The 12,425-nt window shown below is 56.2% G+C and carries 16 protein-coding genes and 1 pseudogene; 9 read left to right on the top strand and 8 right to left on the bottom strand.

The window, feature by feature from the left end; translation table 11 throughout:
* The first annotated feature begins 143 nt into the window (after positions 1-143).
* From ACIPZB_RS06605 to ACIPZB_RS06580, 6 genes are all read left to right on the top strand, one after another.
* Complete coding sequence (locus ACIPZB_RS06605) at positions 144-1,160, top strand: DNA-binding protein (protein ID WP_400639485.1); 1,017 nt, start codon at positions 144-146, stop codon at positions 1,158-1,160.
* 312 nt (positions 1,161-1,472) lie between these two features.
* Positions 1,473-1,880 carry a hypothetical protein gene (locus ACIPZB_RS06600; RefSeq protein WP_336089542.1) on the top strand — a complete coding sequence of 136 codons (408 nt, stop codon included), beginning with the start codon at positions 1,473-1,475 and terminating at the stop codon, positions 1,878-1,880.
* An 89-nt stretch (positions 1,881-1,969) separates the two neighbouring features.
* Entirely contained in the window at positions 1,970-4,054 is a 2,085-nt protein-coding gene (locus tag ACIPZB_RS06595; RefSeq protein WP_400639484.1) for a PAS domain-containing protein, read from the top strand.
* Positions 4,055-4,208: 154 nt separating this feature from the next.
* Positions 4,209-4,367, top strand: coding sequence for a hypothetical protein (locus tag ACIPZB_RS06590; RefSeq protein WP_336089544.1), 159 nt, complete (start codon positions 4,209-4,211; stop codon positions 4,365-4,367).
* Positions 4,368-4,384: 17 nt separating this feature from the next.
* Positions 4,385-4,609, top strand: coding sequence for a DUF2188 domain-containing protein (locus ACIPZB_RS06585; protein WP_336089545.1), 225 nt, complete (start codon positions 4,385-4,387; stop codon positions 4,607-4,609).
* Positions 4,606-5,052, top strand: a complete 447-nt coding sequence (locus ACIPZB_RS06580) for a DNA methylase (protein WP_400639483.1) — start codon at positions 4,606-4,608, stop codon at positions 5,050-5,052. Before ACIPZB_RS06585 ends, ACIPZB_RS06580 begins: the two co-directional genes overlap by 4 nt.
* A gap of 53 nt (positions 5,053-5,105) precedes the next feature.
* On the opposite strand, the pseudogene ACIPZB_RS06575 reads toward ACIPZB_RS06580, so the two are convergent.
* Together ACIPZB_RS06575 and ACIPZB_RS06570 are read right to left on the bottom strand one after the other, a co-directional pair.
* Positions 5,106-5,344, bottom strand: a pseudogene (locus tag ACIPZB_RS06575) (hypothetical protein).
* A 114-nt stretch (positions 5,345-5,458) separates the two neighbouring features.
* Positions 5,459-5,839: an NUDIX domain-containing protein gene (locus ACIPZB_RS06570; protein ID WP_400639482.1), complete on the bottom strand. Its 381-nt coding sequence runs from the start codon at positions 5,837-5,839 to the stop codon at positions 5,459-5,461.
* Positions 5,840-6,036: 197 nt separating this feature from the next.
* Between ACIPZB_RS06570 and ACIPZB_RS06565 the strand changes: the two genes are divergently transcribed.
* Positions 6,037-6,327, top strand: coding sequence for a hypothetical protein (locus ACIPZB_RS06565; RefSeq protein ID WP_400639481.1), 291 nt, complete (start codon positions 6,037-6,039; stop codon positions 6,325-6,327).
* Positions 6,328-6,611: 284 nt separating this feature from the next.
* Here ACIPZB_RS06565 and ACIPZB_RS06560 read toward each other — a convergent pair whose 3' ends face one another.
* A complete protein-coding gene (locus ACIPZB_RS06560) occupies positions 6,612-6,914 on the bottom strand; it encodes a hypothetical protein (protein ID WP_400639480.1) in 303 nt (100 codons plus the stop codon).
* A gap of 122 nt (positions 6,915-7,036) precedes the next feature.
* Complete coding sequence (locus ACIPZB_RS06555) at positions 7,037-7,495, bottom strand: GFA family protein (protein WP_336089550.1); 459 nt, start codon at positions 7,493-7,495, stop codon at positions 7,037-7,039.
* 241 nt (positions 7,496-7,736) lie between these two features.
* On the opposite strand from ACIPZB_RS06555, the gene ACIPZB_RS06550 reads away from it, so the two are divergent.
* On the top strand, positions 7,737-8,009 hold the full coding sequence (locus ACIPZB_RS06550) for a PepSY domain-containing protein (RefSeq protein WP_336089551.1): 273 nt from the start codon (positions 7,737-7,739) through the stop codon (positions 8,007-8,009).
* 56 nt (positions 8,010-8,065) lie between these two features.
* Here ACIPZB_RS06550 and ACIPZB_RS06545 read toward each other — a convergent pair whose 3' ends face one another.
* From ACIPZB_RS06545 to ACIPZB_RS06530, 4 genes are all read right to left on the bottom strand, one after another.
* Positions 8,066-9,073 carry a zinc-binding alcohol dehydrogenase family protein gene (locus ACIPZB_RS06545; RefSeq protein ID WP_336089552.1) on the bottom strand — a complete coding sequence of 336 codons (1,008 nt, stop codon included), beginning with the start codon at positions 9,071-9,073 and terminating at the stop codon, positions 8,066-8,068.
* Between the two features lie 145 nt (positions 9,074-9,218).
* A complete protein-coding gene (locus tag ACIPZB_RS06540) occupies positions 9,219-9,737 on the bottom strand; it encodes a carboxymuconolactone decarboxylase family protein (RefSeq protein WP_336089553.1) in 519 nt (172 codons plus the stop codon).
* A gap of 38 nt (positions 9,738-9,775) precedes the next feature.
* Entirely contained in the window at positions 9,776-10,540 is a 765-nt protein-coding gene (locus ACIPZB_RS06535; RefSeq protein WP_336089554.1) for an SDR family NAD(P)-dependent oxidoreductase, read from the bottom strand.
* Between the two features lie 22 nt (positions 10,541-10,562).
* Positions 10,563-11,360, bottom strand: coding sequence for an SDR family oxidoreductase (locus tag ACIPZB_RS06530; protein WP_336089555.1), 798 nt, complete (start codon positions 11,358-11,360; stop codon positions 10,563-10,565).
* A 108-nt stretch (positions 11,361-11,468) separates the two neighbouring features.
* On the opposite strand from ACIPZB_RS06530, the gene ACIPZB_RS06525 reads away from it, so the two are divergent.
* Positions 11,469-12,419, top strand: a complete 951-nt coding sequence (locus ACIPZB_RS06525) for a GlxA family transcriptional regulator (protein WP_336089582.1) — start codon at positions 11,469-11,471, stop codon at positions 12,417-12,419.
* The last annotated feature ends 6 nt before the right edge of the window (positions 12,420-12,425 follow it).

Raw genomic sequence — 12,425 nt, 5'->3', positions numbered from 1 at the left:
ATTTTACCCACGACCATGGCCTTGACAAGCGATAATCCTCAATTATGTCTTGCGAAGAATGAAGGGGTTCATACCTATAAATTGTGATAATGTGGCACGTAATTACATGAAACGTAAAACAGTACGAAATCGTAGGAGCTGACATGGCTAGAGGCGGCATTAACCTGGCATTGGTGCGCAAGGCGCGAGATGCACTGCTGTCCAGAGGGCAAAACCCTAGCATTGACGCTATACGCATCGAGCTCGGAAATACCGGCTCAAAGACAACAATTCAGCGCTATTTGAAGGAAATTGAGTCGTACGACCCCCGACCATCGGCTTCGCCTTCACGACTAAGTGATGAGCTCACGGAGATGGTGGGCAAGATGCTTGAACGCTTGATGGAGGAGGGGAACGAAGCGTTGGCGCATGAACGAGCCGCATTTGAGCTTGATCGCAAAGCGATGAAAGCTGAGAGCAGTACACTTCAAAACAAGCTTGAGCAATCGCAGTTGGAGATCGCCAAGCTGCAGTCAGCCCTGCAGGCTCAGAACGAAGAATTCAAAATCGTTCAGTCCAGCCTTCAAACTGAGATCACTCGAAACGCTCGGATCAGTCAGAACTGCAGCGACCTTGAGATTCGCGTGCAAGAGAAGGACGCTCAGATCGAATCTCTGGAGGAGAAGCACACGCATGCCAGAGAAGCACTCGAGCACTACCGGATAGCAGTGAAAGAACAGCGCGACCAGGATCTAAACCGTCACGAGACTCAGATCTACCAGATGCAGCAAGAGTTGACCCTGCTCCAGCAGACGCTGATGGTTAAGCAGGAGGAGGCCACCCGAATGATCCGGGACAACGAGCGCTTAATCGCTGAGAACCGCCAGCACGCCAAGGAGACCAACCAACACCGTGATGCGATTGAGCATCTGAGGGGTGACCTGGGCATTGCCAACGCGGCGACTGCGCGAGCAGAAGGTGCCAAAGAGTTGCTCGCACAACAGCTCGAGACCAAGAGCAAAGAGGCTACTGAGGCCCAGCAGGCTGGGACAGCAGCACAGCAAAGGGCAGAGGAACTGAAGGCCCAACTCGCACAGTCTGACGCAGAGCTAGAAGCACTCCGCGCCGCAATTGAAACCAATGATCAGGCAAAAGCCGGTAAGCCCGAAGTCGAGATGTAGCAAAAGAGTACAAATGTACTCCTGCCGTATTTTCAAGCAAACGACTTTATCTGCGCTGCTCCGAAGGGATGATCAACTACGATTTTCTTCCATAGATGAACCGGGCCAGGCAACCGGATGTACCAACCCCGGAGAGACGCGTGTCGAGGAAGAAGCCGGCGCCCTCTGCAATGATGCAGTCATTCCCTTGCATCCCTGCCTGCAGCACCATCGGTTCAGTTTCCGATCTGCGCTGGCGAAGAGGCTTTGCTTACCATGTGAAACTGCTGGCGCTATCATCGATGTACTGATTGCACTCGGATGACTCACCAAATGTTTTACCTGTACGTAGATGGCAGCGATAACGATGCCGTGGAGGCCGAGCTCGTAACTGCGTTCCTTGGTCTCGCCAGCGAGTGGTCTGAACAGGGCGCGTTCCTTGTCAACCAAAAACACGGACGTGACGAGGGCCAATCGGAGAGTGATCTGCCCGGTTGGGACATAGGGCTGAACCTACCCTTGGAAGGCTATGGCATCGGGCAGGCTAACCGCCTGATACGCTTTGCGCAGGAGCTTGCTGTAAGCACAGGCTGTGAGTTCGTATTTGGGGTTTCCAGTGATCACGGGAGTTGCCAGGATCTGGTTTTTCTTGATTCGCACTCTGGGCCGCGCGAGCAAGACATCCTCAACAGTCTGCTCAAGGATCTGAGCAGTTCCCCAGACTGCATAAGCGGTCACTAAGCAAGCTGACACCTAAGCTGGCGACGTGGAATTTGTTCCCCTCGCAGTTTCGCCGCAGCGCTCAATCAGCCGGATGCAAGAGGCAATTTATGGATCGCGAAGGCCCTGGCAACCCAGGCACCTTTGATGCTCTGGCATCACCCAATCAGGAGCAGGTGTTTCCGACGACCGCTTCTGAGCGACTGCAATTGGCGCTCGACGCTGGCGCTATCATCGGCACGTGGGTGTGGGATATTCCAGATAACCGTGTGACCGCTGATGAGCGATTCTCGAGATCTTTCGGTTTGCCGGCGGATAAATGCATGACTGGCATTCCTATCGAAGAAGCGTTCTCCTCCATACACCCTGATGACCGTGATCGAGTCTCTGCTGACATCCAGGAGGCCATGCGTCGTGGTGGCGCTTATCGGTGTGAGTACCGGGTGCGGCAACACAACGGCGACTACAGGTGGGTCGAGGCCAATGGCCGTGCCGAGCTCAATTCGGAAGGCCTTGCTGTGCGCTTTCCTGGAGTGCTCATGGACATCGAGTCACGGCGCACTGCCGAGGCCGAGCGTGACAGAATGTCAGCCTTACTCCGCACTTTTGCCGCGGCAGTACCTGGCGTTGTCTATGCCAAAGACCTGGAAGGAAGACTGCTGGTCGCGAACCATGGAGCCACGCAGCTAATTGGTAAGCCACCTGAGTTTTACCTTGGCAAGACCGACCTGGAAGTTCTGGAAGACAAGGCCCAGGCCCGTCAGATCATGGAAACCGATCAGCGCATCATGCAGAGCGGAAAGGCTGTTCAGATTGAAGAACGCGTCGACATGCCGGATGGCAGCGCCACTTACTGGCTTTCGCTCAAAGCGCCTCTTTGCGACGACTCCGGCCAAGTAATGGGGTTGATCGGCTCGTCTATTGATGTGACCGCGCGAAAAAATGCTGAGTCAGAGCTTTTGGAGCTCAATCGTACGTTGGAAGCACGAATTGAGGAAGCCGTTGCCGAACGGGAAGCTGTGCAAGCAGCGCTCCGCCAATCGCAGAAGATGGAGGCGGTTGGGCAACTGACTGGAGGCATCGCCCACGACTTCAACAACCTGCTGGCTGGGATCACAGGAAGCTTGGATTTGATCAAGCTTCGTATGAAGCAGGGGCGCATTGCTGACGTAGAACGCTACCTGACGGTAGCTCACGGGGCCGCCCAACGAGCGGCATCCCTCACTCACCGACTCTTGGCCTTCTCTCGTCGCCAAACGCTGATGCCTGTTCATACCAATGTGAACAATCTCATCAGCGATATGGAGGAGCTGATTAGTCGAACAGTAGGGCCGACAATCCAGCTCAGAGTAGAGCTGAATGCGACATTGAGTACCTGCCTGGTTGACCCAGCCCAGGTGGAGAATTCACTGCTCAACCTTTGTATCAACGCTCGCGACGCATTGGAACGCGAGGGGTCGATCTCCATTAAGACGTACAACCAAATTCTGGAGCAGGGCTCGGAACTGGATCCTGAGCTGGCGCCTGGAACGTACTTCACAATCTGTGTCGCCGATGACGGAGTCGGCATGAGCACTGAGACGCTTGCACGAGCATTTGAACCTTTCTTCACGACAAAACCTGTCGGAGCGGGCACTGGGCTCGGTCTTTCCATGATCTATGGCTTCGCCAAACAATCGGGAGGCCAGGTTAGGATCGAGTCAGAAGAGGGGTGTGGCGCCCGGGTGTTCCTTCAACTGCCCACCCAGTCGAATGAGGTCGAAGCTGGAGCTCGAGCCGAGCCACTCCCTGAATTGGCAGTGATCTCGTCAGGCGAGACCGTGCTGGTCGTCGATGACGAACCTACAGTCCGTATGTTCGTGAGCGAGGCGCTAGGTAATTGCGGGTACATCGTCATTGAGGCAGCCGATAGCCTTGCTGGCCTTCAATTACTCCGGTCGGATACTCCCATTGATCTACTTGTGACAGATATCGGTCTTCCAGGAGGGATCGACGGGAGGCAAATGGCCGATGCCGGCCGGGGCACCAGGCCTGGTCTTCCGGTCTTGTTCATGACTGGGTACGCGCAGCCGAATGTTTTGGATAACGCCCAGCTGGAGCCCAACACGGCAGTCCTGACTAAACCTTTCGCACTTGAGGCATTGACGATGAGCGTCAATGAGTTGCTCCGCAGGCGCTTGGGTGAGGCTGATTGATACAGTTCATGGTCAAAATGACTCCGGGTGGCAAAGGAGCGTCTCGAAGGCAAGTCTTGCCGCACCAGATTCTGTTTCAGCGTAACGAGCACTCCAAAAGGTAACATGGTCACCGAGATGAACTCTAACCTACATGTCGTTAGGAGGATCCATCATGCAGCCAAAATCCGAAGGACTTGAAGAGCAGGGCCCTAGCGGCGTGCCCTACATCAACGACCCTGAAAAACCTACCTCGCCGCCTTTGAATGACGCCGATGCCACGGACTCAGCGGAGGCCGAGGAAGACATCGAGGACGACGGTGAAGCCATTTAGGCAAGAGGAGAAAGGCAATGGATAGCTACCACCTGAGCCAAACCGCTGATGGCTGGAAACTCAAAAAAGCCGGCGCGGAGAGCGCCTCGAAACTGGACGCGACGAAGCATGAATTGGTGAGCTCGCTGGCCGACTTATTTGATGGCAAAACCGCATCTGTGAAGATTCACAAGGCCGATGGCACCATTGAAGAAGAACGTACCTACCCGCGTTCTGCTGCCCCAAGGCGTTCCAAAGGGTGACACCTATCACCGCTGTTGACCTTGGAATTGAGGTCGGGGATGAGAGCGGTCACGGGTTGTACAAGTGGTTGCTCGCGAGCTTTTTGATCGGGAAGAGGATTCGATCCTCAGTCGCAGTGGAGGCGTATCGGAACCTGGTTGATCGGTACGGCCTGGATACGCCAGAAAAGCTGGCTAGCTGCTCCCATCATGACCTGGTCAGGTATCTGGGTCAGGCGGGCTATGCGCGGTACGACGAATCTACCGCCAGGCGCCTGCACGTTCTTGGGATGAGGCTCTCCGAAGAGCTGCCTCGACAACTTACGATCTTGAGGGCGGGTATTGTGGACGCCTCCGCAGTCGAGCAGTGGCTTCTGGGGTTCGAAGGCATAGGCCCAAAGACTGTAGAGATTTTTATGCGGGAGGCCGCTTTCTTGTTCCCCCAGCGGCTACCGAAGCTCTGAAAGCCAGTTCCTGCTAGGTCGGCTCTAAACGACCACGGGGTCAGGAGTTGACCTCAAGCGCTGTGTTCTTTTTTGCAGCCCCTCAGGTTCATGAGACAGAGGATTACCTGCAGTACGATCAGGCCCCAGGCCCCTGCGTGCCACCCCCACGCTGACCACAACAGGTTACTGGCTATATAGCAGCAGAAGCCAAGCTTCCTTCTTTCGGGCTCCGGGCCGGCGAGAGCCTATACACCAGGGCAGCCACTACCGTCACAGCCATGGCTGGCCACTCCAAAAGATTGATCCACATCTCCACCGACTGCCCTCCAGCATTACTTTTTTAACAAGCTCGATCCTGTCTCATGGGGATCGGCAACCAAACCGCGTTTCGCGCCGAAGACGAGCCTGCTCCCCAGCCATGCGATCAATCGTCCGAGATCAGTCCGACATTCTTTAGCAACGCGATATTGGTGAGCTTGACGTCGACCTTGAGTATTTCCTGTGGGCTGAACCATCGACATTCCACAATTTCACTGGCTGCGTGCGGCACCACTGAATCTGGAACTGGCATCTGATACAGGTAGTGCTCTTCCGTCTCGAAAACGTAGTGCTGGACGAATTCAGCGTTCGTGAAGGGCAGGGTGGTCTCCTCCCTAAGCTCTCGTTGGGCTGCCTCGAGGTGATCTTCGCCAGGGTCTATTTTCCCGCCAGGTAACGACCACTTGGGCGCTTCCTTGCGCACCATCAAGACCTTTCCATCCTGCAGACAAATGACGGGGGAATGCCGTTCTCGGATCTGGCTCATCATTTTTCCTCCCATATGAAGGAATGGCCATTTCAGCCTGCGTAAGTTCAGTCGCAGGCCGGATGTTCTCGGCCTCACAAGGCACACATCTCGTCATAATCAATAGCCATAATCCGCCCGCCAGTGATTGCGTTACCGCTTCACTGCGCTAAGGTGAGAGCACCCCACAAATAAGACTAAAGTCGTAGGAGGTCGGCATGCGGATTCGCGGTGATGTGTTTTGGAAATGGGCAGATCCAACGCTCCACCACAGGTCTCACGACGAGACACTGGACGACGGCACGACCATGGACATCCAGGTGCGACTGTCGCGCACCGGCGCTACCCAATTGTTCATCGGTGTATATGCCGGGACGGGGATGGCACTTTATGAAGAGGCATTTGACTCGCGGCCTGGCGAGTCGATGACCAGGGCATTGGCTTGGGGGGTAGGGCGCGCAAGGTGCCTTGCCACCAATCAAATGCCTGTCGAGCGGCGAGTAGCGTAAGAGGGCCTACGCCAGCAGTATGGTGGCGGCAGACTACTGGCCGACACCTAGGTGAGCCCACTCGCGGTATGCCGATTTCAATATCTGGGGCAGGCGAGGCAGTTCACGCCTGATTTCGCCCAGAGCATCGGGGCTTCGAATCCACTCCGTCAGCCACGCGATCATCATGGATCGAGTAGTGGGGCAAGTCCCAACCTGCTTTTCAAGCTCGTCGGCTATGTGGTCGAGTAGTTCGAGGTACGCGTCCAGCTCGGCAATTTGATTTGCCATGGTGTTCAGCCTCTTCAAGTGCGGACAAGCACTTGCTTCTCCGCTTCTCCCGCTCCCATTTCAGCAAGTGCGCGTCCTCTGCCGACTCCCCACGCCATTGCCCGGGTAGTCGTCTCACCGGGCCGCTTGGCATAAGCCTCCTCAATTCGGGCCAGGCCTGACCGTTCGTAAATCCCTATGAAAAGCTGCGTATCGCCGGTGCGGGAAAGTCTGACCTGGACATCAAGCCGTGCTCCATCTGCCAGTTGCTCTTGGTGAGAATGGTGCTTCAAGGTGGGGTCTGCCCAAGCCCAAAAAACTGTTCCGCGATGTCGCATCCTTGCCTCCTTATTACATCTCCATCAGGACAGCCTAGACCGTTTCGCTTGCGGCACGGGAGCTAATCATTTCAGGACATTCCAAGCCGAAGACCGTCACTACAGTGTGCGGGGTCATCTACTTACTCGAGGTCAGCCGTATCATCCGAGCTGTCGTATCGCAGCCATCCCGCAACCTCTAAGCCTCCGCCTACGCGGTCTTTAGGGTGAGTCCGGCCTTCATAAACAGGCAGCTCGGGGAAGTCAAAGGGGCTCATGCCTTCGACGCAGGCCACGTTGACTCCGTACTGGTCTGGCTTAGAGCGGCGCTGGTGAAAGGTGTAGATGCCACATTTGGAGCAGAAGTAGTGTTTAGCTTCGCGTGTGTTGAACTGATAGAGGGTGAGCGCCTCTTCCCCCTGAGTGACAGTGATGTCACTCAGGTTGGCCGATACCGCCACGGCACCACGCATGCGGCAGAGCGAGCAATTGCACCTACGCGCGGTACGCAAGCCATCGGTCAATCGCAAGGTGAAGCGCACCGCCCCGCAGTGGCAGGCTGCTTGGTGAACAGGGCGATCATCGTTCTTTTCATCAGTCATAGCATTCTCTGATCCAGTCTGAGGAGGCAAAGTGGATTTGGCGAAGAGCCCGGTCTCGGCTAGGTAATTCTAACGAGATAACTGGTTCCTGTCGGTGGCCCAGCAATCAATATCATCCCTCGCTACCTCCTGCGAACTGGGAACGGGTATATGCGGACACAGTGTTGGCCACGACACAAACTGAACGGTGAGATCAGGGTGCTGGTCAGACCGTTAACTGTCACGGAAAAGGACGTTAGCGATGAAAGCGATGACTCGAGTGTTCACTGGCCTCGCCATGGTTGGCGCACTGGCAAGCTCTGCAGCATTGGCTGACCAGCCTGGCGCTGATTGGAAGGTTACCAAAGATCAGGCTGAAGCCACTTTGAAGGGCGCCGGATACACCCAAATCACCAAGATCGAGGCCGATGACGGACATTGGGAAGGGGAAGGCATGAAATCTGACGGCAAGCTGTATGAATTCCAAGTCGACCCACACGATGGCAAGATCATCAAAGACGAATTGGATAACTGATCATCCCTCATGGGGAAAAGCCCGCGCTATCGCGCGGGCTTTTGTTTGAGCCGTGATCAGAAACCTTCCAGGACAATCTTGCCTCGGGCCTTGCCGCTTTCGATCAAGGCGTGGGCACGCTTGAGATTGCCGGCACAAATGCTCCCGAAGTGCTCCCCAACAGTTGTTTTCACAATCCCCTCATCGACCAGCTGCGAAACACGTTCGAGGAGCTGGTGCTGCTTGATCATGTCCTCGGTTTTGTACAACGAGCGGGTGAACATTAGCTCCCAGTGCAGTGACAGCGATTTGCGCTTGAGCGGCATGACATCCAGTTGCGCCGGATCATCGATCAGTGCGAGCTTACCTTGCGGGCGAAGCACCTCCACCAATTGAGGAAGGTAGGTGTCGGTGTGGGTCAGGCTGACCACGTAATCAATCGGGTTCAACTTGAGCTCTTGCAGCTGAAGCGGAATCGACTCAGAGTGATCGATTACATGATGAGCTCCCAGCTCTTTCACCCAAGCTTGAGTCTCAGGCCTTGAGGCCGTGCCTATGACTGTAAGCTGCGTCAGCTTCCTTGCCAGCTGTACCAGGATCGAGCCCACTCCGCCCGCAGCCCCGACCACCAGCAGGCTCTGACCTTTGCCGCCATCTTCTTCTATGGCTAAACGGTCGAACAGCAACTCCCAGGCAGTGATGGACGTGAGGGGCAGGGCGGAGGCACTGGCGTTGTCCACGCTCTTAGGCTTGTGGCCGACGATTCGCTCATCCACCACGTGGAGCTCGCTATAGCTGCCTGGTCGATCAATGGCACCGGCGTAGAACACTTCATCCCCTGGCCTGAACAGGGTTACCTCTGGGCCAGTTTCACGGACGACACCGACAGCATCCCAGCCGAGAACTTGTGGGTGCTCACCACCACGGCTAGCCCGAACTTTGGTATCGACCGGGTTGACGGCAATTGCCCGGACTTCGACAAGCAGGTCACGAGCGCCGATTTTTGGCTCGGGGAGCTCCGCGTCATATAGAGACTGAGCGTCCTGAATAGGTAATCCGGGTTGTGCGTAAACGACAGCCTTCATGGCGCTACCTCTATGAGATTCAAAAGTGGGGATAGGCTATTCGCTTCGATTGACTCTAAAAACAGCCTAAAAGCAGTAAGACTTTCTCGCTTGCAATGAAAATAGCGAGAGGCGCTGATGACTAGACCAAGCGCCCCACAGTCCATCACTTACCGGCAGGTGGGAAGTCGATATCCGTCATCGCCACGTTGTTGAGGTAGTTGGTTAGCGTCAGCAGGGAAACCTGAGCAATCACATCGACGATTTTCGCGTCATCCAGCCCTGCTTCCCGTGCAGCTGCTAGCTGGGCATCGCTGACCTGTCCTCGACTAATTGTCACCGCCCTGGCGAATGCAGCAACGCCATCGAGCGTGCCTGCCCGTGCCGCCAGCAGCGCATCGGCATCCAGCCCTACTTTGCCCCCAAAAAAGCTGTGCGCAGCGATGCAGTAGTCACATCCATTTACTTCAGATGCAGCCAGCGCCGCCACTTCACGCTCGGCGGGGCTGAGGCTGTTCTTGTTCAGCGCTTGGGACAACGCGAGGTATCCGCCCAATGCTGCAGGCGAGTGGGCGAGGGTGGCGAACGCACTCGGGATAAAGCCCAAACCTTTCTCTACACCTCGCAGGGCCGCCTGGGCTGCCGCGGGCGCCTGTTCCAAAGGCAAAGCATTGATACGCGTCATGACTGGACTCCTTCAAAAAAATTTGTACCGGTGTCAGGTCAAGCAACCGGGATCGGGTTCTCGACCACGGACTGATTGAACTGGTTGATCAGCTCATGCTCGTTAGCCCCTTGATTCGCACGCAGCGGCAGCACGCGGTCTACCAAGACTTCGGTCGTAGCAGTTTCGAGCTTGGCCAGCGTTTCTTGGATGAAGTCATCCAACGGCATTGCACGGTCGTCACCGCTTTTGTGGATCAAATCGGTATCGACCCATGGCGGTGCGATTTCCAGTACTTTGACGCTCGTGTCACGTAGGGTGAAGCGCTGCGACAGGGAGTAGGAGTGAATAGCTGCCTTGGTCGCCGAATAAAGTGCGGTGGCTGCCAGTGGTAGATAGGCCAGTACCGAGCTGTTATTGATGATGTAGGCGTCCGGCTGGCGCTTGAGATGCTCAACGAAGGCAGCACTGACTCGTACTGGGCCGAGTAGGTTAGTCTCCAGCAGGCTTATCGCCTGGGCATCGTCATAATCACCGGATGCTGGATTGTCGAACGGCATGATGCCGGCGTTGTTGATGATCACATTCAGCGAGGGGTGGCGCTGGATAACCTCCTGGGCCACCCGTGCAATTTGCTGAGGATCGTTGATATCCAGTCTTACCGTGTCGATGCCAGGGTTCGCATGAGCGATCTCGTCCAGCAGTGCCTGCCGGCGGCCTGCTACGATCACCTTATTGCCACGCTGATGAAAGGCTTCGGCAAGGGCACGGCCAATGCCTGAGGTACCACCCGTGATAAAGATGGTGTTGGCGGTCAGTTTCATGATTGGTGTCCTTCGAGGGTAGTCAGTTGGCGCTGTAACGCGGGGCGAGTTGGCTCGTGGAAAGCTGGCCGAACAGGGCTTGTCGGCTGGCTTCGTAACGCTGAAAAGCTTGCAGGTCATGTAACGACGGTAGGGAGATCAATACGTCCCGGTCGAAGTCCTGCAAGGCGCCAGTCACCAGATCCTGGGCCGACATCACGATGCCGGGGTCAAGGTGCTCGAGGGGTAAGCCGCCAATCTTCCAGAGGTCGGTTGCAGTGGCGCCCGGCAGTACCGCCTGGATTTTGATGCCCTTGTCCGCAAGTTCTTTATGCAGAGAGTGGGTAAAGGCGGTGACATACGCCTTGCTGGCGCCGTAAACGCCATTGAGCATCTCTGGCGCGAGGCTCACGACGGACGAAATGTTGATGACCGCGCCATGCTGGCGAGCAACGAACCCTGGGATGGCAGCGTAGGTAAGGCGGGTGAGGGCGGTGACGTTGAGATTGATCATCTCAGCCATGCGCTCCACATCGCTATCCAGCAAGCTGGTATGTGTACCAACACCTGCGTTGTTGACCAGCATTGAGATGCTGGCGTCTTCCTGCAGCTTACGCTCCATCTGGCGCAGGCCCTCGGCATCAGCCAAGTCTGCTGCGAATACCTCCACAGCCTGCTGGGTCTCGGTAGTGAGCCGACCGGCTAAGGCGTTGAGTCGCTCACGGTTGCGTGCAACCAGCACCAGGTCGTAGCCGCGACGTGCAAGCTGCTCTGCATAGATCGAACCGATCCCGGTGGAAGCGCCCGTGATGAGCGCGGTGCCTTTGAATTCCTGCGTCATGGTCATGCTCCAGCGGTTAGGTGTGGAGTCATGATGTGGGAACGTTCTCTTGTCTTAAACGACGCTTATGCTACTTTTTTAGGACATCGCATACTGGAGCTTCAAACCATGCACCGGGTCGGCTACCTCATCACTGAAGGTTTCCAGGTCATGTCACTGGCGACACAAGCTGTATTCGAGTTCGCGAATATCGTTGCCGGTGAAACGGCTTACAAGATCCAGAACTTTTCCATTGAGGGCGGTACCGTGCGGTCGTCTCTCGGGATGTATATGGATACGCTTCCCCTGGGGGCTCCAGGCCTGGCCGACACTTGGATGATTACGGGGACATTGACCCCTCTGACACCGCCAAGTGAAGACGTGTTGGCGAGCGTGCGTGGCTTTGTGGATGGAGCGAGACGCACGGCAGGCCTATGCACGGGCTGCTTCGTGCTGGCGCAGGCAGGCGTACTCGATAACCGGAGGGCAACGACGCATTGGGCCTATGCGAATAAGCTTCGTGAGATGCACCCGAGGATTGAAGTCGAGGAAGACCGTATCTTCATCGTGGATGGGCCAATATGGACGTCTGCAGGTATGACTGCCGCTCTGGACATGGCGCTGGCCATGGTCGAGAAGGATCTGGGCACCGAGATGGCTCGGTCGGTGGCGCGTAAGCTGGTCATGCATCAGCGCCGCTCCGGTGGTCAATCACAGCACTCCGAGCTGCTGTCGCTTTCACCAAAGTCTGACCGTATTCAGATGGCTCTGGATTACGCCCGTAAGCACCTTACCCGTCCAATCAGCGTGGACGAACTTGCTGAGGTCGTTCATCTGAGCCCCAGGCAATTCACGCGCGTATTCACCGCCGAGACGGGGCAATCACCGGCGAAGGCCGTGGAAAGCCTGCGCCTCGAAGCTGCCAGATTGATGATTGAGCAGAGTCGGCACAGCCTGGATGTAGTAGCCCGGGAGACAGGCTTCAGAGATCGCCGGCACCTGCGAGAAGTGTTTATCCGCGGATTTGGTGTACCGCCTCAAGCCGTGCGAAGGGATGCACGGCGGGTCGTATCCGCCTGACTGTGA

This window comes from Pseudomonas sp. NPDC089396 (assembly GCF_044749545.1).
GTDB lineage: Bacteria > Pseudomonadota > Gammaproteobacteria > Pseudomonadales > Pseudomonadaceae > Aquipseudomonas.
The sequence above is the reverse complement of the archived record's forward strand: the minus strand, read 5'-3'. Positions and strand labels throughout refer to the sequence as shown.

What these genes read in the sequence shown, in the direction of transcription:
- ACIPZB_RS06605 (WP_400639485.1), top strand. Translation starts at nt 144, where the DNA reads ATGGCTAGAGGCGGCATTAACCTGGCATTGGTGCGCAAGGCGCGAGAT.
- ACIPZB_RS06600 (WP_336089542.1), top strand. Translation starts at nt 1,473, where the DNA reads ATGTTTTACCTGTACGTAGATGGCAGCGATAACGATGCCGTGGAGGCC.
- ACIPZB_RS06595 (WP_400639484.1), top strand. Translation starts at nt 1,970, where the DNA reads ATGGATCGCGAAGGCCCTGGCAACCCAGGCACCTTTGATGCTCTGGCA.
- ACIPZB_RS06590 (WP_336089544.1), top strand. Translation starts at nt 4,209, where the DNA reads ATGCAGCCAAAATCCGAAGGACTTGAAGAGCAGGGCCCTAGCGGCGTG.
- ACIPZB_RS06585 (WP_336089545.1), top strand. Translation starts at nt 4,385, where the DNA reads ATGGATAGCTACCACCTGAGCCAAACCGCTGATGGCTGGAAACTCAAA.
- ACIPZB_RS06570 (WP_400639482.1), bottom strand. Translation starts at nt 5,839, where the DNA reads ATGAGCCAGATCCGAGAACGGCATTCCCCCGTCATTTGTCTGCAGGAT.
- ACIPZB_RS06565 (WP_400639481.1), top strand. Translation starts at nt 6,037, where the DNA reads ATGCGGATTCGCGGTGATGTGTTTTGGAAATGGGCAGATCCAACGCTC.
- ACIPZB_RS06560 (WP_400639480.1), bottom strand. Translation starts at nt 6,914, where the DNA reads ATGCGACATCGCGGAACAGTTTTTTGGGCTTGGGCAGACCCCACCTTG.
- ACIPZB_RS06555 (WP_336089550.1), bottom strand. Translation starts at nt 7,495, where the DNA reads ATGACTGATGAAAAGAACGATGATCGCCCTGTTCACCAAGCAGCCTGC.
- ACIPZB_RS06550 (WP_336089551.1), top strand. Translation starts at nt 7,737, where the DNA reads ATGAAAGCGATGACTCGAGTGTTCACTGGCCTCGCCATGGTTGGCGCA.
- ACIPZB_RS06545 (WP_336089552.1), bottom strand. Translation starts at nt 9,073, where the DNA reads ATGAAGGCTGTCGTTTACGCACAACCCGGATTACCTATTCAGGACGCT.
- ACIPZB_RS06540 (WP_336089553.1), bottom strand. Translation starts at nt 9,737, where the DNA reads ATGACGCGTATCAATGCTTTGCCTTTGGAACAGGCGCCCGCGGCAGCC.
- ACIPZB_RS06535 (WP_336089554.1), bottom strand. Translation starts at nt 10,540, where the DNA reads ATGAAACTGACCGCCAACACCATCTTTATCACGGGTGGTACCTCAGGC.
- ACIPZB_RS06530 (WP_336089555.1), bottom strand. Translation starts at nt 11,360, where the DNA reads ATGACGCAGGAATTCAAAGGCACCGCGCTCATCACGGGCGCTTCCACC.
- ACIPZB_RS06525 (WP_336089582.1), top strand. Translation starts at nt 11,469, where the DNA reads ATGCACCGGGTCGGCTACCTCATCACTGAAGGTTTCCAGGTCATGTCA.